General features: G+C 43.5%; 17 protein-coding genes. 11 read left to right on the plus strand and 6 right to left on the minus strand.

The features are described from left to right. Positions 1 to 84 precede the first annotated feature (84 nt). The 3 genes from FS373_RS05545 to ompW all read left to right on the plus strand — a co-directional run bounded on the left by FS373_RS05545 (position 85) and on the right by ompW (position 3,873). Positions 85 to 2,295 (plus strand): hypothetical protein, encoded by a 2,211-nt coding sequence (locus FS373_RS05545; protein ID WP_144047414.1) that lies wholly within the window; start codon positions 85 to 87, stop codon positions 2,293 to 2,295. Positions 2,296 to 2,364: 69 nt separating this feature from the next. Then, positions 2,365 to 2,919, plus strand: a complete 555-nt coding sequence (locus FS373_RS05550) for a nucleotidyltransferase family protein (protein ID WP_322619449.1) — start codon at positions 2,365 to 2,367, stop codon at positions 2,917 to 2,919. 309 nt (positions 2,920 to 3,228) lie between these two features. Continuing rightward, positions 3,229 to 3,873, plus strand: coding sequence for an outer membrane protein OmpW (gene ompW / locus FS373_RS05555; RefSeq protein ID WP_144049054.1), 645 nt, complete (start codon positions 3,229 to 3,231; stop codon positions 3,871 to 3,873). A gap of 126 nt (positions 3,874 to 3,999) precedes the next feature. On the opposite strand, the gene FS373_RS05560 is transcribed toward ompW, so the two are convergent. After that, on the minus strand, positions 4,000 to 4,767 hold the full coding sequence (locus tag FS373_RS05560) for an SDR family NAD(P)-dependent oxidoreductase (protein ID WP_152828897.1): 768 nt from the start codon (positions 4,765 to 4,767) through the stop codon (positions 4,000 to 4,002). A gap of 571 nt (positions 4,768 to 5,338) precedes the next feature. Between FS373_RS05560 and FS373_RS05565 the strand changes: the two genes are divergently transcribed. Then, positions 5,339 to 5,746 carry a hypothetical protein gene (locus tag FS373_RS05565; RefSeq protein ID WP_152828898.1) on the plus strand — a complete coding sequence of 136 codons (408 nt, stop codon included), beginning with the start codon at positions 5,339 to 5,341 and terminating at the stop codon, positions 5,744 to 5,746. A 354-nt stretch (positions 5,747 to 6,100) separates the two neighbouring features. On the opposite strand, the gene FS373_RS05570 is transcribed toward FS373_RS05565, so the two are convergent. The 5 genes from FS373_RS05570 to FS373_RS05590 form a co-directional block, all read right to left on the minus strand. Next, positions 6,101 to 6,520, minus strand: a complete 420-nt coding sequence (locus FS373_RS05570; protein ID WP_152828899.1) for a GNAT family N-acetyltransferase — start codon at positions 6,518 to 6,520, stop codon at positions 6,101 to 6,103. Between the two features lie 312 nt (positions 6,521 to 6,832). Beyond that, a complete protein-coding gene (locus tag FS373_RS05575) occupies positions 6,833 to 7,672 on the minus strand; it encodes a DUF2971 domain-containing protein (protein ID WP_194165805.1) in 840 nt (279 codons plus the stop codon). A gap of 547 nt (positions 7,673 to 8,219) precedes the next feature. After that, positions 8,220 to 8,708, minus strand: coding sequence for a DUF6680 family protein (locus FS373_RS05580; RefSeq protein WP_152828901.1), 489 nt, complete (start codon positions 8,706 to 8,708; stop codon positions 8,220 to 8,222). A 417-nt stretch (positions 8,709 to 9,125) separates the two neighbouring features. Then, positions 9,126 to 9,887, minus strand: a complete 762-nt coding sequence (locus FS373_RS05585) for a DUF5677 domain-containing protein (RefSeq protein ID WP_152828902.1) — start codon at positions 9,885 to 9,887, stop codon at positions 9,126 to 9,128. Positions 9,888 to 10,472: 585 nt separating this feature from the next. Further along, a complete protein-coding gene (locus FS373_RS05590; protein ID WP_152828903.1) occupies positions 10,473 to 11,822 on the minus strand; it encodes a toll/interleukin-1 receptor domain-containing protein in 1,350 nt (449 codons plus the stop codon). A 1,258-nt stretch (positions 11,823 to 13,080) separates the two neighbouring features. Between FS373_RS05590 and FS373_RS05595 the strand changes: the two genes are divergently transcribed. The 7 genes from FS373_RS05595 (at position 13,081) to FS373_RS05625 (ending at position 22,377) form a co-directional block, all read left to right on the plus strand. Next, on the plus strand, positions 13,081 to 13,482 hold the full coding sequence (locus FS373_RS05595; RefSeq protein ID WP_144047408.1) for a YbaY family lipoprotein: 402 nt from the start codon (positions 13,081 to 13,083) through the stop codon (positions 13,480 to 13,482). A 69-nt stretch (positions 13,483 to 13,551) separates the two neighbouring features. Beyond that, positions 13,552 to 14,496 carry a homoserine O-acetyltransferase MetA gene (gene metA, locus FS373_RS05600; protein ID WP_152828904.1) on the plus strand — a complete coding sequence of 315 codons (945 nt, stop codon included), beginning with the start codon at positions 13,552 to 13,554 and terminating at the stop codon, positions 14,494 to 14,496. Between the two features lie 523 nt (positions 14,497 to 15,019). After that, positions 15,020 to 17,350, plus strand: a complete 2,331-nt coding sequence (locus FS373_RS05605; protein ID WP_322619450.1) for an immune inhibitor A domain-containing protein — start codon at positions 15,020 to 15,022, stop codon at positions 17,348 to 17,350. An 83-nt stretch (positions 17,351 to 17,433) separates the two neighbouring features. Next, positions 17,434 to 17,883, plus strand: coding sequence for a hypothetical protein (locus tag FS373_RS05610; RefSeq protein WP_144047405.1), 450 nt, complete (start codon positions 17,434 to 17,436; stop codon positions 17,881 to 17,883). Positions 17,884 to 18,142: 259 nt separating this feature from the next. Further along, entirely contained in the window at positions 18,143 to 19,333 is a 1,191-nt protein-coding gene (locus tag FS373_RS05615) for a thiolase family protein (RefSeq protein WP_144047404.1), read from the plus strand. A 230-nt stretch (positions 19,334 to 19,563) separates the two neighbouring features. Then, positions 19,564 to 21,069 carry a CoA-acylating methylmalonate-semialdehyde dehydrogenase gene (locus tag FS373_RS05620; RefSeq protein ID WP_144047403.1) on the plus strand — a complete coding sequence of 502 codons (1,506 nt, stop codon included), beginning with the start codon at positions 19,564 to 19,566 and terminating at the stop codon, positions 21,067 to 21,069. A gap of 150 nt (positions 21,070 to 21,219) precedes the next feature. Then, positions 21,220 to 22,377 (plus strand): acyl-CoA dehydrogenase family protein, encoded by a 1,158-nt coding sequence (locus FS373_RS05625; RefSeq protein WP_152828905.1) that lies wholly within the window; start codon positions 21,220 to 21,222, stop codon positions 22,375 to 22,377. The last annotated feature ends 17 nt before the right edge of the window (positions 22,378 to 22,394 follow it).

A 22,394-nucleotide genomic window follows, 5' to 3' on the forward strand; every position in this document is an offset into this window, starting at 1 on the left:
GATTAGCTATTTTCAAGCAATGTTACTTGATTGTGAATATTGTATGCAATAAGCTGGTGTTAACCTTTTCACATGGAGTGTCTTGTGCGATTTATTGGTAGCCATCAAATTATTAAAAATTTCGAACTAATGAGCAGCCCTGAGCCAGACAATAGCCTTGAGCTAAATAACAGCTCTGAGCGGTCTAACTGCAATGAACCGAATAGCCAGACTGGTCTCTTATGTGGGGGAAAGTCCAAGGCCACTCATCAGGATATCCAGGCATTGTTACTGCTTGTCTCCGGGATAATACTGTTCTTGATTGCTGGCTGCACTGATGAGAAGGATATATCCACTAACGATGCCAAAATAGCTAAGGTCGAAGAGGTACAGATCCCGGCAAAGATAGCGACGTTTAATCAATTTTGGCAGCTTACTGATAACGGCATTCACTGGTCTGTGAATTCACCACATCAAGATCAGCTAGAGATGAGTGGATTGCAAGTCTCCGCGGTTATTGATTATGGCTTGGGAACAGATGGCAACTTGGTGCTCGAAAAAACCTTAGTCTGGCCCATGTTGCGCACGCTGCCAAACGATACCCATGCCAGTTTGATTCGCAATTTTTCAAGCCAAGTCGCACCCGATATTTATATCGATGAGGAGCGAGTCACACACGGCGGCCTCAAGGATGTGATGTTTGATGGCCAGTTGACCTTAGTACAGATGCTGAGCACAGACCTCAAGTTAACCCGAACCATTTCTGTTCACCCAAGTGAACCCGCATTGATTGAGCGTTGGCAGTTTGAAAACCAAGGTTCAGATGTTCTGGGTTTGCGATTAACCCCATTGAGAGAATTGGAGACCACTTTAGCGAGTCAAGGTGAATATGGCAGCTACCAGATATCTGTTGATGCAGATGAGCTAAATAGGCGGCTTTCTGCCGGAGACATTGTGGAGCACTTTATTGTATACAGTGCCAAGTTAGCCGATGAAATGATCTATATCGAACCTGCACGAGCACTTGAGCAAAGAGCACTACAAGTAGAAGCTTGGCGCAGCGCACTTAAACTTGAGACTCCAGATCCCAAGATTAACCAGATGTTTGAGTTTGCAAAATTCAGAGCCACAGAATCAATTTTTTCCACTCGAGGCGGTTTAGCTCACGGCCCAGGTGGTACGCGTTATTACGCCGCCATTTGGGCTAATGATCAAGCCGAGTATGTGAATCCATTCTTCCCTTACTTAGGCGATAAGCGAGGCGTTGAGTCGGCCTTAAATAGTTTTAGCTGGTTTGCTCGTTACATGAATTCAGATTATAAGCCATTGCCATCTTCTATCATCGCCGAAGGGAAAGGTTTTTGGAACGGGGCTGGTGATCGTGGAGATTGCGCCATGATTGCCTATGGGGCCAGTGATTTTTCGCTATCCCTAGGCGATGCCACAGCGGCTAAGCAGTTAATGCCCCTCATCGATTGGTGTCTTGAATATAACCGTCGACAGCGAATAGAGAGTGGGGTGATCGCCAGTGATAGCGATGAGCTTGAGGGGCGCTTTCCAGCTGGTAATGCAAATTTAAGCACCAATGTCTTGGCTTATGGCGGTCTAATACGAGCCGCTCGACTCAAATCTGCGTTAGGTGAATCTTCTGAGGGCCTGTTGGAAGAAGCCAAGCAGTTAAAATCTGCAATTATCAAATATTTTTCAGCTGAAATCAGCGGCTATCAGACTTACCGATATTTTGAGGGCAACAATAAGCTCAGGGCCTGGATTGCATTGCCATTAGCCTTCGGTTTCGATGCGAATAAGCAGGGGACGATCGATGCATTATTGTCTGACAAATTATGGACGATAGATGGCTTGCTGACTGAAGAAGGTGATAAGACATTCTGGGACCGTTCTACCCTGTATGGATTTAGAGCCTTAATGAAAGTCGGTGAACTTGAGCGGGTTTGGCCCTACTTCGAGCACTACAGTTACAAGCGATTGACTGGGGAACACGTTCCTTATGCTGTAGAGGCTTGGCCTGAGGGAGAGCAACGTCACTTATCGGCAGAAAGTGGTCTATATGCCAGGGTGGTTGTTGAAGGTTTATTCGGCATAGAGCCTATGGGATTCAATGAGTTTCTGCTCGCCCCGCGTCTGCCTGAGCATTGGGATAAAATGGCATTACGGAAAATATACGCTTTTAACGGGCCCTTCGATATTGAGGTTCACCGACAGGAGAAAGCGTTTACTGTTGATATTTTGCGTAATGGCAATCTGGAGCAATCCTTTGTTTGGGATGGCATAGCGCCTTTTACTGTCAAACTATAGCCCAGTCTTCTAGGTTTCATATCGGGTATAGATTAGTATTTATCATCAGTTTCTTAACTTGGACAAAAAGTGAATTCAAGGTCGACAAGGCAATATGAGATCGAGCAATGGCTGCAACAGGATTCAGTCAGGATGGAAGCCATAGAGTTTGCAATTAAGCTCAATCTGCCTCAATGGTTATTAGCTGCTGGGTTTGTGCGCGATCTGGTATGGGATAGGTTACATGGGGCGTCGAGCCATCTTCTTAATGATATCGACCTCATCTACTTCGATGCGGATGATCTCAGTGAGAGTCGAGAGAAAGCCTATGAAAAGCAGCTAGAGTCATGGGCGCCTCATCTGCCCTGGTCGGTTAAGAATCAAGCGAGAATGCATATTCGAAACTGTGATGCACCTTACACTAGCTGTGAACATGCCATGTCATTCTGGCCAGAATGTGAGACGGCGATTGGTATTCATGTATCGCGACAAGATCATCGCTTCGATTTTGTTGCACCTTTTGGATTTGAAAGCCTGTTCGACTTAAAGCTCACCCATAATCCTAAGCGTGAGCTGTCACTATTCAATGTAAGAAAAGACCAGAAAGCCTGGTTAACTCGATACCCTAAACTACAATTAGCCTGATCCCTCCCACTGTGTTTCTTTTGGTTAACCTTCACTTTTTCTGTCTGTAGCCTAATTTTTACTACGTCCTAGTGAATACACTAGGACTTTGTTAGCAGTGAGATCTAAGTCATTAAATTATAAGGTGCATCTTCAATGTTTGTTATTAAAGTGTGATGCATGTCACCTTGGGGTACTTATAAGTAGGTATCTAGCTTGCTTATTGATTTGGATCAACTTGTTACAGGTTTAGATCTGGCAGGATGCCGACAAATGTAATAAGCATGATAATAAAAACGACAATTAGTCTTGTATTAATGGAGTAGTATGATGAAAAAAAATATCATTTCCGGATTAATCGCGGCCGCCCTACTGGCTACAGGTTTTACAGCTTCTGTTTCGGCTCATCAAGCTGGTGACATTATCATTCGTGCCGGTGTTGCCGTTGTCGCACCGAACGATTCTAGTGAGCAGGTAGCGGACTTCGGTGAATTCGGCGTGAGCAGTAATACTCAATTAGGGCTTAACTTCGGCTATATGTTGACCGATAACATAGGCATTGAGTTGTTAGCGGCGACACCATTCAGTCACGATATTTCTCTGCCTGGTGAAGGTAAGATAGCCGAAACTAAGCAGCTACCGCCTACCTTAGTAGTCCAATACTATTTTGGGAATGCTGAGTCCAAGTTACGTCCTTACATAGGCGGCGGAGTTAACTTCACTAACTTCTACGACAATGAATTCACCAATGATCTGGGTGGGGCGTTATCGGATCTGAGTATGAGCAGTTCGTGGGGGCTAGCAGCTCAGGTTGGCATCGACTATCAAGTGAATAAGAACTGGCTAGTGAATGCCTCTGTCTGGTACGCACAAATCAGTACCGACGTGAAGTTCAATCTTGGCGGTTCGCCGACGACTATCGAAACCGATATCGACCCTTGGGTTTATATGGTCAGCGTAGGTTATACCTTCTAAACTCGTTTCGTAAAAAAGATTCGTAAAGCAAGTTTAGTAAAACCTGCTTCGTAAATCAAAACAAAGGAGCCAATTGGCTCCTTTGTTGTTTTGCTTTCACTGCTTATTACGAGAGCAGTTATCGACTTATTTCTTGCCTTCGGCTTTGGCCGCGAGGCGCTCCGCTTTAGTACGCCAGTGACGCGTATTGTAGATAAATTCAGGCAATAGCTTAGTCAACCAGGCCACCAGAAGCCAACGCTTAGTCACATAGACCTTACGTTTCGCCTTTTGCATTGCTTTAATGATTTGCCTAGCCACCTCATCGGGTGGGGATAACCATAAACGGCTCTGCTGCATCGCGGCCTTATCGAGTAAACCTAGCTGAATATCTGTAATAGTAATTGGTAATTTTAGTCTTTGGGCATGCATACTTAAGCCATCTAAGTAGTTGCTGGCGAAGGCTTTAGAAGCATGATAAGCCACACTCGGGCCACCACGTAGGCCGGCAATGGAATTGATTGCCGCGAGTTGGCCATAGCCTTGATCTCTAAATAGCTTAAATGCTGTGTTGCAGATAGCCGCGTAGCCCTGAACATTGACTGTGATGATATCTTGCTCAGGCAGCCAAGGGAGCTGTGGGTCATAACTGTTTAAGCCGGTATTCACTATGACTAAATGCGCGCCGCCTAGCTTTTCCCAGACTTGTTCGAGAGTGGCGATGATCTTCTGCGGTGCAGTGATTTCGAGTGGGAAGACATGTGTCTGAGTAGGAAGCGAGTCGACAAACTCTTGCAGTGAATCCGGGTCTTGTGCCAGTAGGGCAAGTTCAACACCTTGACTCGCAAGTTGTTTGGCAATTTCACGGCTCAGAAGGGAGTTCGCCCCCACGATAATGGCAGTTGCTTTGGTCATTAGGCTATTCGACTTAATTTGGGTAGCCCATGATAGGAAGATATCAGTAGGAGGACAAGGCTAATGACTTATCGCTGTGAAGCGAGAGGTATATTGTCAGCTAACAAGTTGCAAATTATCTTTTAGCCTCAAGCGTTTTGCTTTTACTTCCATCCTCAACAACCTCAATAACAATGCTTATGTTTTTGCATTGGGATTTGATGTGCCCAAGGAGGACTCTCCGATAACAGAAGGGCTAAAGCGTCTGCAACAACTGCAAAGCCTAACCGTTATGGAAAAAGCTAATGCTAAGCAAACTGCAAACTGCAAGCTATGAGCCACCTAAATTGCCACTAGAAAACTGCCTGAGCGAAGATGATTTTTTGATGGCTTGTAAAGCCAGCTTAAAGCGCTTTTAATTGAAAACCTATGGCTAATCGAACGGTATCAACAGCTACTCGATATTAGTAACTGGCAAGACAGCACCCATTACAACGCCTTTATCAATTCCCTGCCATTTCGAAGCCTGCTAGCCGCACAGAAACTCTATCTTCTCGATGTTTATCAAAATAGAAATAGCACAGCGCCGAGCTTGACCGCTCAAGCTATCGAGCAAGATATGATGTTTTGGCAAAGGTTATCTGTAAACACTCATATATTGAGCAGTAAGGTGGCCAGCGCTGGCGCTATGTCGGTAAATATGAAACTTGGCGAAATAATTATTAATCAGTTAGCGCTAGAACAAGAGGCCGTCGCTATACCTGAAATCTGGCAACTGCCCATGTCACCTCAAGTGTTATCGCTAAACAATGCCAAATTGGGTGAGTGGCATTACTTCACTAAGATAACTGAGGCCACTCAAGTCGTCGATAGCAACACAGACATAGCAATACAGGCCGTCGAGTTTCTGATGCTCCCACCAAGATACAGCCAACCGCTACGCAGTGATTCTCTTGGGCTCAAAGCCCCAGGAAGACTGCCAAATCAGCCTATCGATTGATACCATTAGTCAGTATATCTTCAATCCCATAGGGAAAATTACTCTCTGTTCAGGAATGCCCTCATTTGACAGCTACCAAGCAAGCCTTGATAGACTCGATCAACATAGGGCCAGCCTAGCCCTCCAGTTTGAGCAAGAAACCACAGATACTAAAAACAATACACAATAGTGAGCAAGTTTAGTTTTACTGATAATAATCCTTATTGATAACTATTTTTAACGGGGACGGCTTATACTGTGATTACAAGTGGCCAAACTTGTTCCTGGACAGAAATGGGTTAAAGTTAAAGCTCTTAAAATGATTTTTGATATTAGGGAAAGTATGGCAATAGGACAGGCCGTAACATGGGCTTGTTATAAGCTCAGTTGTTTTTGTAAAAAATAACTTGTGTGTCCTTGAGGCATATTAGATAACTCACCAAAAACTGAATAGCCTGCTTTAACGTAAAACCCTAAAGCTTGAAAAGTAGTTGTTTCGAGGCGAATATTGGTCGTATTTTTTGATAAAGAATATTTTTCCATTTCCGATAAAAGTTTTGCTCCCCAACCGTCTTTACGAATACTTTCATCAACCCAAAGCCCTTGAATGTACATCCAATTCCAGTTTATTTCTCCCAGAATACCTCCAACAATGACACCAGAATCATTTTTCACAAAAGACGAAACTGTCTCTCTATGTACGGCCCCAGTAAAAGATTCATTATATTTAGTTAGACCAGCTTTTAAAGCTTCAAAGTCATTATCTTTAGGCGGTAAAGGTTTTGTTATCTCCATGCTATGCACTCCAGTTGGCATATAACCCCCATATCTAGGGAATCCCAAGGTATCATTCAAATCGTCATCGTCATCGTCATCTTCAAAAGAAAAATAGTGTTAAAAGGTATTGGCGAACACAAAAAACTCAAATTAAGCTGGCAACTCATGGTTTCTATCAATACGTTGCCAACAATATAGAGTGTGCCTATAACGATGCAGTACCTTAGGTCAAAGGGTAAAAGTGCTTGATATTTAATCGCATGAGATTAAACCCTGTGAAACGCCATGGTAATTTCAAATTCCTCTGATGCATTCACACTGGACGCGACTCTACAAGTTCGACAGCGGACGCTTCTTTAATTGTATGAACTCTAAATCGAAGGAATTGCTAGATAAGTTAGCCTGCCAAATTCTTGGATTGAAATTACTCTTTAAAATTATTTCTAACACTGCTTGTTTATCTATATTACTAATTTCTGAGCCTAGGTATACATCCGTTATTGTACTAGAATGCAGCAATAGTGACTCCCCATCATTAGGTAATCTCATTGCACTTGGTACGAACATGGTCCTGTATTCATCTTCATACTCCCAAGCTTTTGCTTTAACTAATACTGGCTTGAATGCTCTTTCATCTGGAGGTAAAGGAAAGGTAATCTGAGGATAGTCATTGCTATACTCAACCTTATATGCAAACGCAATCGGCATTATGGTGGCATCAAACTCAACACAAATTCCTTTATGTGAGTTAGCATAATGAGACCAAAACAGTAAGTTTTTTTTATTAGTGGTAAAACTGCAAATTCTTAATTCGTTAAATATCTTCGCAGTGGCAGATGCGATTGAAGTAGGAATGAAGTTTGGGTCTTTCATAGAGTTACTTATCAAAGTTTCCGCATTTTTCCTACTCATTCCATTATTCCGAGCAACTTTCTTAAGGTGTTCCCTTATTGCCCTAGCGTTGTTTTTTGAATTATCCATCGTGAAGTGAGGCTTACCTTCAAATGGATCATTAAACCCACTAGTCAAAGAATGATATAACTTATTTTCAATGAAAAGGTGCTCTAGAAACTCAGTATTTTCTGAGCATATCGGCATAAAACGAAAAAGAGCACTGACCTCGCTTTGGTCAGGCCAAGGATGAACTTGTTTAAACTCCTCGATGCTCAAATGTCTTTCCTTGTGCATAACCGCGTATTAGCGAAAATCCCGATAAACACTCTAGCAACACTAAGGTTGATTAGTCGTCAAATCGATATTTATTCATAGTGATTTTAGTAACTTACCACTAAATCCATCGTCAGGCAATTGAATGTGGAATGGGAAAACTAGAATTTAGATAATTTAAAATTCTAGGGGCTCGTTAAACTCTATTAGCGAAAAAATAAACTTTATTTTCAGTCTCTTATGGTGAACAGTTTAGTTCGTTGAGAATTTACATGTTTTACATAATGAAAAAAATGAGTATTTAATAGGTATTTAATTATATACGTACCTAGTCTTTAGGCATCTATAGGCATCTATAGGCATCAAGTCAAATGGCAAAGTTGATTAGAAAGTGTAAGACCATATTGGCTGATCTATGATGAATTTACTTATCCTGTTAACACGTAAAAGAGCAGTAATATGTCAGTCACTTTCCTAAATTAATAATCAGCAAATAACCTTGCATGGAAAGTTGCTTCACTCACTGTTCAATATTGATGGAGCAGATCAGTTAGGATTGCAGTTCGTCTTTAGCCTTAACTTGCTGTTGCAATGTTGTTTCGAGGAGTCTCAAATGCAACTCTTTAGCTTTGGCTTCGTTTTCACGCGCGTTGTTTAACCATTTTGGAGAATAAGAAGACGTGATATGCTCCCACGTAATTTGATCTTTGTAGCCAAGTTCATTCGCCATCACTTCCAACAATTTTGTATGGCTATTTTGAACTTTATGAAGATCTGGCGGCGACATATGGTATGCATCATATAGATTTCTCCACGCTTCTCGAACCTTACTGCGATCATAGAATACTACATCAATGCTATTTACAGATTTAACGTAATCCATGTTTGCATTGTTTTCCCTAGTCATCATCAACGTCTTGAAGATATCTAGACGATCTTGTCTAACCTGATGCTTTTTATTTAGCCACAAAGTTACCAGCACGGCGACAAGAGGCGAGGATACGATAGCTATTAGCTCAGGTAGATTGTTTAGTTCCATTAATGAAAATCACCTACAGTTCAAATATTTGAACATAGTACTTCTAAGACGATGAAATGTATATTATCTGGTACCGCCCTAACGAAACTTAGATGGAAAGGGAAGCTAAGTTGATATAATTCAGCCTGTTTAATATGATGAGAGAGTGCTTTACGAAGTCCGATAGGATAACTCTTAGTAGGGAAAATACACATCAACAGGATATGAATGAGTATTTAATCTAACGCACAATGGGGCAGAAATGACTTAGAGCGATCACTCTAAGTCATAAATGGACAAAAATGAGTTAGTGTTTAGGCTCTAACTCTTGAGCTTTTGGTTAGATAAAGTATTGTAATTAGAGATGCGTTAACACTCGGCTCATCGGCGATCGAAGTTAGTCTGTAGGCCAAAGCAGGAATGAAATGCAGCCGTTTGTTAGGCTTGAAGCATAGAAATATATTCATTTTTTAGATTCTCAAGGTCATTTTTTATACCAAGTTCGTGATGTGAATTGTTCCGTTCCATGACTTGGTATAGGCATTGAAAAGCGACTGCGAGAGGAGAACAAAGCATAGAATTTACACTATCTCGATAAATAATCCCATTACCATCTCTTTCTATCATTTGCCCGATTGAAGCTACCCCCCAATGCTGCCAATCAGAATATGGCGAGTAAAGTTCAGCGTATAGATCAACTCCACCAACATCTTTGGAAATAGCCTTCAAAGATTTACCACACCGCCAATTTTTATGAAAAGGATCTTCATTTTCAGGAATAGGCTTGTCTTTGAATTTATTTAACTTGAAATTATTGCCATTCTCGATAATAAATTTTTCGATACGGCTAGCATACTCAGGGTCTACATCCCTTCCGTTATTGATCATATCACGAGCAACTCGCCAATCATTTATCCAAGCATACCCCCTCCATTTAAAAGCCTGTTCAGGCTCCTTAAAACACCATAATAGCTGAACTAATCCTTCAATCATTGTTCTTGAAATTAGTTGTACATCAGGGTGTGGAAGCAACCTCAATATTGCAGACATATGATCGTTTTGTTTACTCAAAAAACATTGCGACATAAAACCAAGATGATCCGTATCATCTAGACTACAACGAGTATTATCTTGGCAAAAAACTAGCAGCTCCTCACAATGACTTTTAAGCAAACTCAGTTGATGATCGGAATATCTCATTCTTTCTACCACCTCTTAGAAGCCTTACGCCTTTGATGCCCATTTTTAGGCTTACGAACCTATTGCTGCTTTACAAACAGGACAACTACGGAATCGACTGTTTACACTATTAGTCATACTTTTACTGCGCTTTGAATCCCAACAACCTCAGTTATACTACTTTTTTCTCCGACGAGCTATAGGGCAATCAGTCTTTGGGCGGTGAGTAAAACGGTCAAAATCGATTAGAAAAAGTCAGGCTATGTTTGACTGGTTCTGGATCGCCTAGTTGTTGCTACCAACACATTTTGGGACAATTCTGAATGACATGCTTTACCGTCGCCCTACAACTCAGAGAAAATCAGCTCAAAACTTGAATCAGATAATGATGCTTTCCATATTTTTGGACACAAATGGCTTAGTGTTAAAACTCTAATTTATAATGTTTTGGTTAGGGAAAGTATAGCAACTAGGGGATGCCGTACCACCGCACTGAGGTGTGAGCAACGCCGAAACCATTACGCCTTAAAATGACAAACACTCGGTAAACTGACAACGCTGAGTGTAATAAATAGTGTTGATGTAATTGTTTATGTTCAATTTTCGCTATAGCCCTTGAATTTGAGTTTCTAAAACAAAAGCTTTTCTTTTACACTCATCAGCTAATTTTGAATCTCCAATAACAGTATTCAATAATGTTTCATAATTTTTGTATGCTGCGTACAATAAGCGATTATCCATTTTCTCAGTTTTTATAATTTTCTCGTAAGCTTGTGAGGCCGTCTTAGCATCCAAACTGTTCCTAATGTTATTAGAAAGTAATAATGCATAGTTACATAGTAATTTATTATCATCAGGTCTAATAAATAACGCTTTTTCTAACAGTTCCCTTGCCCGTTTTGGATTGTTTAATCTAATAGAAAGCAACACAGAATAACCATGTAATGCTTCTACATGTGTTGGGTTTATTTTTAATTCTTTTTCATAATATACTTTCGCAGTGCCATAGTCATTATAATGAAAAAGTACGAAATTTGCGTAATTACTATTAACATCTTTATATTTTGAGAACTCACTTACAAGTTTTTCATAAATACATTTTGCATAAGTTAACGTTTTTTCATCTTGTGATTTAGCATATATAGTTGTTAGTAACAAGCCGTAATTTGACAACGTAACATATCGTTCATTATCTAACAATTGCATATTCAATAGTTTTTCATAAATAACTTTTGCATCATTATCATGTGAATACCTCGCGAGTATCACTGCTTTTCTAAATGAATTTTCAATTATCGTTTTATTATCACATGAACTTTTTAGTACCTTTTCTATCTCAAATAAATCACGTTGATCAAGTACTTCTCTCTCATTGTCTCTATTGTTAATAACGTGTAGGGTTTTAGCCACGTATAGTTCTGGTAGTTTAATGAAATCTAATAATGATTTAAAACCTTCTTCAGATAAATCTTTATATGTTTTAGAATTCATATCCTTTATGAAATTGACAATTGGTATTATATTATTTTTTATTTTTTCAATCTTTATTCTTTGTTCCTCTAGCTGACTAATCATCCTCAAATCATCAACACTTCGAATATCCATCTCAATTTGTTTGAATTTTTCATTCCAAAATTTAGCAATTTTTGTGCTAACAATTTCTGAGTATGTTTCAGAATCCTTAACAATGGGTAATATTTTATTCTTCTCATCAAATAATAAATTGAATTCATAAAGGCAGTTTTCAGATTTAAAGTAATCTGAACTTACGATTACCATTAAATAATCTTTCTCAATAGCTGAGTCCATATATTGCTTTAAGGAATCTTTGTATTCTAAACGTCTAATATCCCTAAACAGTTCAACTCCAACATCTTTGAAGAAAACTTCAATATTATCAACAATTTCCCTATCTTGATGATTATATGAAATAAAAATAGTTGACTTCTTTTTCATTCAAACTCCACGCGAATATACTTACAATATAAGTTTTTTAAACATGACATTTGTTATAATGCGCATGCGCAGTTACTTCATTAGGCCAGTAAAAACACGAATAGCTAATTGTTTAACTCACAACGGTTTTTACGATTACCTCCAATGCACATTTTGTGCGAAATGAAAACGCACACTTTGTGTGCCCACTTGTCCTAAAACCATGCGTAATCTATTTTAGTCCTTTGAATTTACACTAATTTGCATTTTTGCTCAATAGTAATTAGTGAGCCGTTAGACGTGATTTCTGTGATGTCTGCAAAAATCTAATATCACAGTCTAAACACTACTGAACAGATAAAATGACCTTTCCCGCTGATGAGAATAAATATCGAAAAAAGGTTGAGGAGATATTTAACCAAGTGCAAGCGCTAACTCATTTTGGGGCATAAGTGAGTTACGGAACACTAGCCATAACCACAATCGAAGAGAGAAATAACCGAGTGCAGGTGCGGCTGCGGACTTCGGCTTCAAGGATGAAGCCGCAGAGCGTATAGGGATATATTCACAGCGCGCCGCAGAAGTAGCTGCACATTCCTCGCCGGACAGGCGTTTGGTTACATTGAAGGTACGACCTTCAATCACAAATCCCAATACGAATTAAGCCAAGTGAATCGAACAAAAAATGTAATCAGTCTTCATTCGAAGGCTCGCTAACTTTGGGGCAGAAGTGAGCTAGGAAGCCTAGTAATAAAGCTAAATCGAAGAGACCCCATTCTTGTAGAACAGCCAGGTGTAGATGCGGCTACGAGCTTCCAAAACAGGGCCAAAAATGTTCCCTACATTTTTCGGCATTTCCACCATCCGTGGCGGTCAGATGATTTGGCAGAGCCCACAGGGATGTGCTTGAATGATATCCTATCTAAAGGCCAGTTCGGCATCCATGCCTCTCGTTCATAAGCACATGGCTACGCCATATTCACCGTTTCGTAGAAGTATCTGCACTTAAGCACGCTGCAGGCGATAGATTACAATGAAGACTAAACCTTCAAACACACTCCCCAATACCCACTCAGCCAAAAGCTAAACCAGAAAATTTCATTCAGCTTAATTCGAAGCCTGCTCTCTTGGTGGGAATTTAACTGGCCATGGTTACAATATGCCAATGTATGTGGTCTGCTTTAGTTTTAAGCGCATAGTAGAATAATATTTGAGCCAGTCATTTTACAATGGACGTATGGACATCTAGAGGTCTTAATGTATGATTAGGAGAGATACAATGAAAAAATGGTTGAAACTGGTTTTACCTTTGGTCATGGCTGCTGCAACTTTAGTAGGCTGCGCAACACCCAACGCGGTTGTCGAGATACAGGGAGAGATTTGGTACAGGGAGCGCATCGCCTTGCCACAAGATGCTGTGTTGACGGTCCAGGTCAAAGATGTGTCCTTGATGGATGTGCCTGCAGTGGTAATGGCTGAGATTGAGAGAAGTGATGTGACTTCTCCTGCCCCGTTTCACTTTTTGATAAACAGAGATCAATTTGAAGCGGGTCATACCTACTCGATAGGAGCAAGCATTCGCCTCAATGACAAGCTGATGTTTATCAATACTCAAGCGTACAACATAGATTTAGGCTCAACAGTGCCTATGTCTATCATGGTAGAAAAAGTGGGTCGCTAAGCCGGATTACTGATTTAGCCACATTTTTCTACTACTTGGTTAATCAAACGATAGAGGATGAGGCGCTGTATGCCGGTTAAAATTCCCGATAATCTGCCCGCGGCAGGTATTTTAGAGTCAGAAAACATTTTCGTCATGTCCGAGACTCGAGCCGCGAATCAGGACATTCGTCCGATGAAAGTGCTGATCTTGAATCTGATGCCCAATAAGATAGAGACAGAGACTCAGTTACTGCGCTTATTGGGGAACACACCACTACAGGTGGATGTGGATTTGCTGCGGATCCACGATAAAGAATCTAAGCATACCTCTATCGATCATATGAATAATTTCTATCGGGATTTTGAGGCGGTTAGCCATAAAAATTACGATGGCCTGATCATCACGGGGGCTCCTCTGGGGCAGCTCGAGTTTGAAGACGTGACCTATTGGGATCATATACGTGAAATTATCGACTGGTCTCAACGCCATGTTACCTCTGTGCTTTTTCTATGTTGGGCGGCTCATGCGGCACTCTATCACCTGTATGGCTTGAATAGAAAACTGCTCAAGTCTAAACGTTCAGGGGTCTTCCTGCATCAGCGAACCTGTCAACATTACCCTCTGTTACGCGGTTTCGATGATGAATTTTTAGCGCCACATTCCCGGTTTGCTCAGATGGATATTGATGAACTTAAGGCCCACCCCGCTCTGCAGGTGTTAACGGAATCCGATGAGGCTGGGGCTTATATGGTGCTCAGTACCAATAGCCGAAATCTGTTTGTGATGGGTCATCCCGAGTATCAGAAGGCGACGCTTAGAGATGAGTACCTACGGGATCTCGCCGAGGGGCTTGAGCCTGAAACCCCACAGAATTATTTTAGAAATAATGATCCTAAACAGGAGCCTGTCGCTCGCTGGCATGGACATGGCAGCTTGTTGGTCAGTAATTGGCTCAACTATTATGTATATCAGTTAACCCCCTATAATCTGGATGATATGAGTGCCATCACCCCCTGGGAGGAGGAAGTGTAACCTTTCTAATTATAAGGGTATTTTGAAGAATCAATTGAATAACATAAAAGCTACCTAGGTGGCTTTTGTTTTGTCTGCGATCAACCATGATTGAATCGCTGGACTGTGGAATATCAGGTTTACACCTAAGCCTGTTCTAGTTGTAAAGGCTATAACTTCCCGACTTGGCTCAGTCTAAAGTGCTGGCTGACTTGTCTATAAAACACGCTGATTTATATGCGTGTTCATCGTCTTAATTTTTTTAAAATCAAAAGAAACAGTTTGTTAAGACCTTAGCTTAATAACGTCGATTTTCATTCCAGCCAGGTTCTGCGATCTCGTCAATCACTCATCTAGACTAAAGGATTGGTCTAGGGGCGAACGAATACGACTTGTGAATGATATGTTGTTATTTTGTTGTCTCACTTGTCTTCCTTCAGGTAGAGTTTTTTACCTTGCCTCGATTCATAAAAAACTAGCGCAAAACTAGTATCCCGAGGCAGAACTCTATCTCAACAACTGGAAGTTAACGCAGGGGATTCACGTGTTGAATAAAAAACTATTGCAACTAGCCATAGCGCTAGCAGGATTGTCAGGTAATGCGCTCGCAGCAGAGCGTGAACATTCACATCAATCAGGTGCATTCGATCTGGTCATTGCCGACGAGCAAAGACTGATTCAAATGTTAAAAAAATCAGGGAAAATATCTCAAGGGGCTTCATTTAAAGAAGCCGAGGTCGCGCTACGCGGTTTCCTACACACTCGTCAACAGGAAGAGGCGCTGAGAGCTGCAAACTTAGATGCCCAAGCGACGAGTAATTTCGCCATGGATAGCGAGATCAAATCATCTGGCAAGAAAGCCCGCAAGGACAGGGGAAAGAAGCCTGGTAAATTAGGTTCATCGCGTAGAAATCGTCCTGACAATATGATGTTGGAAGACTATAGCGGTGAAACGCGTCAGGGCCGTGTGCTGGCCATCTTGATGGAGTTCCCTGATTTCCCTCATAACTCAATCCTGCCGGAAGATTCCGGTATGTATTATGAAGATTATAATCAAGATCATTATCGTGAAATCTTGTTCGGTGCCAATGGCTGGGTAGCCCCTAACGGGCATCATGCCAACTCATTTACGCAATTTTATGAAAAGCAGTCTGGTGGAAGTTATTCACTCACAGGTGATGTAGCCGGTTGGTATATGGCTACAGAAAACGCGGCTTACTATGGTGGCAATCCTGATGGCGACGCACGTAGCTTAATTCGTGAAGCGTTAGCGGCGGCTTCAGCCGATCCAAGTGTCGATCTTTCTCAGTTCGATATCGAAGATAGATACGATCTTGATGGCGATGGTGATTATTGGGAAGCCGATGGCTTAGTGGATCACGTGATGGTGTTCCATTCCAGTGTGGGTGAAGAAGCCGGCGGTGGTCAACTAGGTGAAGATGCTATCTGGGCACATCGCTGGAATCTAGGTGGTGTCTGGGCGATTCCTGGTGCAACCTCAGATGCTCCTTATTGGGGCGGAGCCATGGTTGCCTATGACTATACTATCGCACCTATCGACAGTGCCGTTGGTGTGATTAGCCATGAATATGGTCATGATCTAGGCCTGCCTGATGAGTACGATACTCAATACACAGGTAAAGGCGAGCCAGTTTCCATGTGGTCTGTGATGTCTTCTGGTAGCTGGGCGGGTCGTCTAGGCGGTACTGAGCCAACAGGTTTCAGTGCCTGGGCCAAGGAGCAGTTACAGGCTTCTCTAGGTGGTAACTGGTTACATGGCGCAACGGTTAACTTCGATGAGATTCCGAGAAGTGGCGTTCAGGGCTTACTCGACCAAGCGTCAAGCAAGGGCACTAACCATGATGCAATTCGCATTAACCTTCCCCAGAAGCAGAGTCTGATCACCACGCCGGTGAGCGGTGAATATGCTTACTTCAGTGGTTCAGGCAATGATCTTGAGAATAGCATGTATGTGACTGTTGATCTGACCGATGCAACGTCAGTCCTAGCTAAGTTTAAGACCTGGTATGACATAGAGGCCGATTGGGATTATGCCTATTTGGCCATCGTAACTGAAGCTGGCCTGGTGACTATACCTAGTTCATTGACGACAGATACCAACCCAAATGACAATAACTTAGGCAACGGTATAACGGGTACATCAAATGGCTGGATCGATGCTGAGTTCGATCTGACTAGCTTTGCTGGTCAGGTGGTAGATGTCACAGTCATGTATAGCACAGATCCCGGTGTGGCAAATGCGGGTATCTATATCGATGATTTCAGTGTCGAACTAGACAGTGTCGCAGTGGTTACAGCGAATGCCGATGACTCGACTTCTGAGCCATTTAGCTTCGATGGTTTTATGGCTGATACAGGTAGTACCTATACGGATCATTATTACTTGCTTGAATGGCGTACTCACCATGGCGTAGACAGTGGCCTTGCCCACATCAATGTTGCCGGTGAAAGCATGAGCTATGAAGAAGGACTTCTCATTTGGTATGTTGATAACAAGTATTCAGATAACTGGGTAGGTATTCACCCTGGAGATGGTTTCTTAGGGGTTGTCGATGCAGATCAGAAGACACTCAAGTGGAGTGACGGTGCACCTGCTTCGACTAAGTATCAGATCCATGATGCGACGTTCAGCATAGATAGAAATGACAAGATGTTCTTAGATCTTGAAGAGCAGTATGGCATAACATTGCGTGATAACCGTGTTCGTGGTCAACGTCTGTTCAATGACCGTAGAAGGTATATCGGCACTGATATTCCTGATGCGGGTCGTAATGTTCCGACCTACGGCCTGAAGGTTCGCTTGATCAATCAGAGTAAAGACAGAAGCGTAGGTTCTGTTTATATTTATCGTTAATTATAAATAGACCAAGCCCTTAAAAAAGCGCTGATTTCAGCGCTTTTTTTATTGTCGAAAATAATCGAGTGAAAGGTGGATAGATGATGAAACCAATAAAACTGATCGCCATATTCTTAGTTAATGCATCTCTGTTAGCCATTACGGCGTCGCCTGCATTGGCTCAACCCAAGCTAACTCAGGCTTGTCAGCAGCCTTCACCTGTTGTCGATATATGGTCATTAGAGCCTATGTTGACTAAAAGCGGAGTGCTGACAGATTCCATGACTCAAACAGAAAAGGAGCGGGCAATTCGGGACTATATCAAGCAGAAAAATGATAAGTACCGTCAATGTCAGGGGAGAGGGAAAACTGTCTCGTCTTGTAAGAAGCCAAAAATGAATGTCCGACAAATTGAAACAAGTTTGCTTAATGAAGGTGTAATTGCACCAGACACCCAGGATGAACAAAAACGACAACTGATAGAAGAGTATCGTCACAAAACTGAGTCTGAGTATAGGCTGTGTCAATTGAAGCAAGGGGCAGCTCTCTAGTGCTGCAAACTTAAATACCAATATGTATAAGGGCTAGTAATTTAAGCTAGCTCGTCAATTTCCTCATATCGGACTAACAGCAAGTGCCTGTGTAAATCTTGAGTGACAATATCACTCTCCTGTTTCCTTTCTTATCTTGCTATTTCCGCTTGCTTTACGTTCGCGTAAACGTCAGAGTGCTATTCTTTAGTTATAGAACTTGAACTAGATCACCTATTTTTGGCTGACGCTAACTAGCTGATAAAAGACGGAGTGGATAATGAGTACAGAGCAATTGAGTCAAGAGATCGTCATTGTGGCAGCCAAGCGCACCCCTATGGGGGGCTTTCAGGGATCCCTATCTACCGTCCCATCGCCTAAACTGGCAGCGACAGCCATCAAGAGTCTGATTGAGCAGACGGGCGTTGCCGCCGATGCTGTCGATGAGGTTTTGATGGGCTGTGTACTTCCTGCGGGTCTAGGCCAGGCGCCGGCTCGTCAAGCGACCCTAGGTGCAGGTTTACCCCTGTCGGTTGGCGCGACGACAGTCAATAAGGTCTGTGGTTCAGGTATGAAGACAGTCATGTTGGCCCATGATCTTATCAAGGCCGGCAGTGCCGATATCGTCATCGCTGGTGGTATGGAAAGCATGAGCCTGGCACCTTATCTGCTCGATAAAGCCCGCGGCGGCATGCGTATGGGTCACGGTAAGATAATGGATCATATGTTCTTAGATGGACTGGAAGATGCCTATACCGGCGGTGCCATGGGCACGTTTGCACAAAACACCGCCGATGAGTTTAAGCTTACTCGCGAACAGATGGACGCTTTCTCTCTGAGCTCATTAGATAAAGCCAACAAGGCCATCGAGTCCGGTGCATTTAAACAAGAGATAGCGCCTGTCACAGTATCGAATCGCCGTGGTGATACCTTAGTCGATACTGATGAGCAGCCGGGTAATGCCCGTCCCGATAAGATCCCCACCCTGCGTCCGGCTTTTGCCAAAGACGGCACCATAACCGCCGCCAACTCGAGTTCAATCTCAGATGGCGCGGCGGCGCTGATGTTGATGACGGCGAAACAGGCCAATATTCAGGGCTTGCCGATACTCGCCACCATCAAGGGACATGCTACTCATGCCCAGGAGCCATCACTGTTTACCACGGCGCCAGTTGGCGCCATGAACAAGCTGTTCGATAAGGTGAACTGGAGTAAGGATGATGTGGATCTGTTTGAGATCAACGAAGCCTTTGCCATGGTGACCATGTTGGCCATCTCTGAGCTCTCTCTTGATGAGTCTAAGGTCAATGTCAATGGCGGCGCCTGTGCACTGGGCCATCCTATTGGCTGTTCAGGTTCGCGTTTGTTAGTGACTCTGATACATGCACTTAAGGCCCGCGGGCTCAAGCGCGGTGTCGCATCGCTCTGTATCGGTGGCGGCGAAGCCACTGCCATGGCAATCGAAGTTTAAGTTGACCATAAGGCTTATCTGAAAAGATAAGCCTTTTTTATTAGTAATGAAAAACCAATGAAAGTTAAAGATAGAGAATAATCAGAGAAGTATACGAATAAATACCAAACACTATGTGAGTAAATAACTAGTCACTCATGTGCCGCAATCAACAAGACAACAGGCTTATGTGGATAAAAAAATAATAAACCACAGCAAACTTGTTCCAAGCAGTCTTAATGGGAAGCAATATGACCACTCAAGTGAAACATTATATCGACGGCCAGTTTATCGATGGTATCGGGAAGCAACAAATCTCGGTAACTAACCCTGCCAACAATGAAACCATCGCCATGATTAATGCCGCTACCGTCCAGGAGGTGGAAACTGCCATAGCCAGTGCCAAATCAGCCTTCAAAACCTGGAAAGAAGTGCCTGTTTCCGAGCGTGCCCGGGTGATGTTCAGATATCAGCATCTGCTGAAAGAGCACCATGATGAGTTGGCGACTATTCTGGCCCAAGAGACGGGTAAGACCTTTGATGATGCTAAAGGCGATGTTTGGCGCGGTATCGAAGTGGCCGAACATGCCTGTAATATCGCGACCCTGATAATGGGGGAAACCGTCGAGAATGTGGCCAGAAGCATAGATACTTATAGCTACAGTCAACCTCTGGGCGTATGTGCCGGTATTACCCCGTTTAATTTCCCTGCCATGATCCCGCTGTGGATGTTCCCCTTGTCTATCGCCTGCGGTAACACCTTCGTACTCAAGCCTTCTGAGCAAGATCCCATGACGCCTCAGCGTTTGGTTGAGCTGTTCGAAGAGGCCGGGGCACCTAAGGGCGTGTTGCAGTTAGTGCATGGTGATAAGACAGCGGTAGATGTGCTGCTGAATCATCAAGACGTTAAGGCTATCTCTTTCGTAGGCTCTGTGGGCGTGGGTCAATATATCTACAAGACAGGCACGGATAACCTCAAGCGTGTACAGGCGTTTGCTGGGGCTAAGAATCACTGCGTTGTCATGCCTGATGCCAATAAGCAGCAAGTGATTAATAACTTAGTCGGAGCCTCGGTTGGCGCGGCAGGTCAACGTTGCATGGCGCTATCTGTGGCGATATTTGTCGGCGCGGCCAAAGAATGGATCCCAGAACTCAAGGAAGCGATTGCCAAGGTAAAACCCGGTCTGTGGGATGATAAAGGGGCGGGCTATGGCCCACTGATAAGCCCAGCAGCCAAAGCGCGAGTGCTGTCGCTTATCGCGCAAGGTAAGGCGGAAGGTGCCACGTGTCTACTCGACGGTTCTGAATTTACCGTGCCAGGTTATGAATCCGGTAACTGGGTGGGTCCGACTGTGTTTAGCAATGTCACCACCGAGATGACCATCTATAAAGAAGAGATCTTCGGTCCAGTGCTGTGCTGCATGGAGTCCGATACCCTGGAAGAGGCCATCGAGATAGTCAATAACAGCCCCTATGGCAATGGAACCTCAATCTTTACTGCCAGTGGCGCGGTCGCGCGTAAATATCAGCATGAGATAGAAGTGGGTCAGGTGGGGATCAATGTACCCATTCCTGTGCCATTGCCATTTTTCTCTTTCACCGGCTGGAAGGGTAGCTTCTATGGCGATCAGCATGCCTATGGCAAGCAGGCGGTGCGTTTCTACACCGAAACTAAGACCATCACGGCGCGCTGGTTCGAGTCACAGATAACTGACGCCGAGCATGCAGCGCCCAACATGACGATCGAGCTCAAGTAACAGGGCTGACAGTTCGTAACGCTTAAGCACCTTAGGTGGATACGCTATCCACCTAAGGATGATTACAATATCAATGATTCAATAAACAGGCAGGCACACATTAGAACAAAGAGCTTGAGCTCTATTATAAAAGTGCCGTAGGAGACATCGATGGATTTTAACCTCAGTGATGATCAGCGCCAATTTGCCGATCTAGCCCAACAGTTTTCACAAGACGAACTCGCCCCATTTGCTGCTCAATGGGATAGAGAACACCACTTCCCTAAAGATGTCATTCAACGCGCCGGAGAGCTGGGTTTCTGCTCCCTGTATTCGCCGGAAAGTGAAGGTGGCATGGGACTGTCACGTCTCGATTCATCGATTATCTTCGAGCAGCTATCCATGGGTTGTACATCCACCACTGCCATGTTGACCATACATAATATGGCGACCTGGATGGTGACCAGTTTTGGCACCGAAACCTTGAGAAAGGAGTGGTCCGAGTCATTAACCACGGGTCAGAAACTGGCATCTTATTGTTTAACCGAAGCGGGCGCGGGCAGCGATGCTGCATCCCTTAAGACCAAAGCGGTGAGAGAGGGCGATGAGTATGTGATCTCCGGCACTAAAATGTTTATCTCAGGGGCGGGGGCGACCGAGCTATTAGTGGTCATGTGCCGCACCGGACAAGACGGACCTAAAGGCATCTCAGCCATAGTGATCCCCGCCGATGCAAAAGGGGTAACCTATGGCAAGGCGGAAGATAAGATGGGCTGGAACGCTCAACCTACCCGCGAGATCACCTTCAGCCAAGTGCGAGTACCGGTAGCAAATCTATTAGGTGAAGAGGGGCAAGGCTTCACCTTCGCCATGAAGGGGCTAGATGGCGGACGCATCAATATCGCCACCTGCTCAGTGGGGACGGCTCAGGCGGCGCTTGAGCGCGCCACTCAATATATGAAAGAGCGCAAGCAATTTGGCAAACCTATCGCCACGTTTCAGGCGCTGCAATTTAAACTCGCCGACATGGCCACTGAATTAGTGGCGGCAAGACAGCTAGTGCGTTTGGCGGCTTTTAAACTCGATTGTGGCGATCCGGAAGCCTCCGCCTACTGCGCCATGGCGAAACGCTTCGCTACCGATATAGGTTTTCAAGTCTGTGATGCGGCGTTGCAGCTGCACGGCGGCTATGGCTACATACGTGAATATCCCTTAGAACGCTATGTGCGTGATGTGCGCGTACACCAGATATTGGAAGGGACTAACGAGATCATGCGCTTGATTATTGCGAGACGTTTGCTCGATGAGAGCGCCGGACAGATCTTGTAATTAGACTCATAAAAGGA

Source organism: Shewanella sp. YLB-07 (assembly GCF_009377275.1).

Excerpts from the sequence above, each read along its gene's own strand:
- ompW (WP_144049054.1), top strand. The coding sequence starts at position 3,229 with ATGAAAAAAAATATCATTTCCGGATTAATCGCGGCCGCCCTACTGGCT.
- FS373_RS05560 (WP_152828897.1), bottom strand. The coding sequence starts at position 4,767 with ATGACCAAAGCAACTGCCATTATCGTGGGGGCGAACTCCCTTCTGAGC.
- FS373_RS05570 (WP_152828899.1), bottom strand. The coding sequence starts at position 6,520 with ATGGAGATAACAAAACCTTTACCGCCTAAAGATAATGACTTTGAAGCT.
- FS373_RS05580 (WP_152828901.1), bottom strand. The coding sequence starts at position 8,708 with ATGGAACTAAACAATCTACCTGAGCTAATAGCTATCGTATCCTCGCCT.
- FS373_RS05585 (WP_152828902.1), bottom strand. The coding sequence starts at position 9,887 with ATGAGATATTCCGATCATCAACTGAGTTTGCTTAAAAGTCATTGTGAG.
- FS373_RS05590 (WP_152828903.1), bottom strand. The coding sequence starts at position 11,822 with ATGAAAAAGAAGTCAACTATTTTTATTTCATATAATCATCAAGATAGG.
- FS373_RS05595 (WP_144047408.1), top strand. The coding sequence starts at position 13,081 with ATGAAAAAATGGTTGAAACTGGTTTTACCTTTGGTCATGGCTGCTGCA.
- metA (WP_152828904.1), top strand. The coding sequence starts at position 13,552 with ATGCCGGTTAAAATTCCCGATAATCTGCCCGCGGCAGGTATTTTAGAG.
- FS373_RS05610 (WP_144047405.1), top strand. The coding sequence starts at position 17,434 with ATGATGAAACCAATAAAACTGATCGCCATATTCTTAGTTAATGCATCT.
- FS373_RS05615 (WP_144047404.1), top strand. The coding sequence starts at position 18,143 with ATGAGTACAGAGCAATTGAGTCAAGAGATCGTCATTGTGGCAGCCAAG.
- FS373_RS05620 (WP_144047403.1), top strand. The coding sequence starts at position 19,564 with ATGACCACTCAAGTGAAACATTATATCGACGGCCAGTTTATCGATGGT.
- FS373_RS05625 (WP_152828905.1), top strand. The coding sequence starts at position 21,220 with ATGGATTTTAACCTCAGTGATGATCAGCGCCAATTTGCCGATCTAGCC.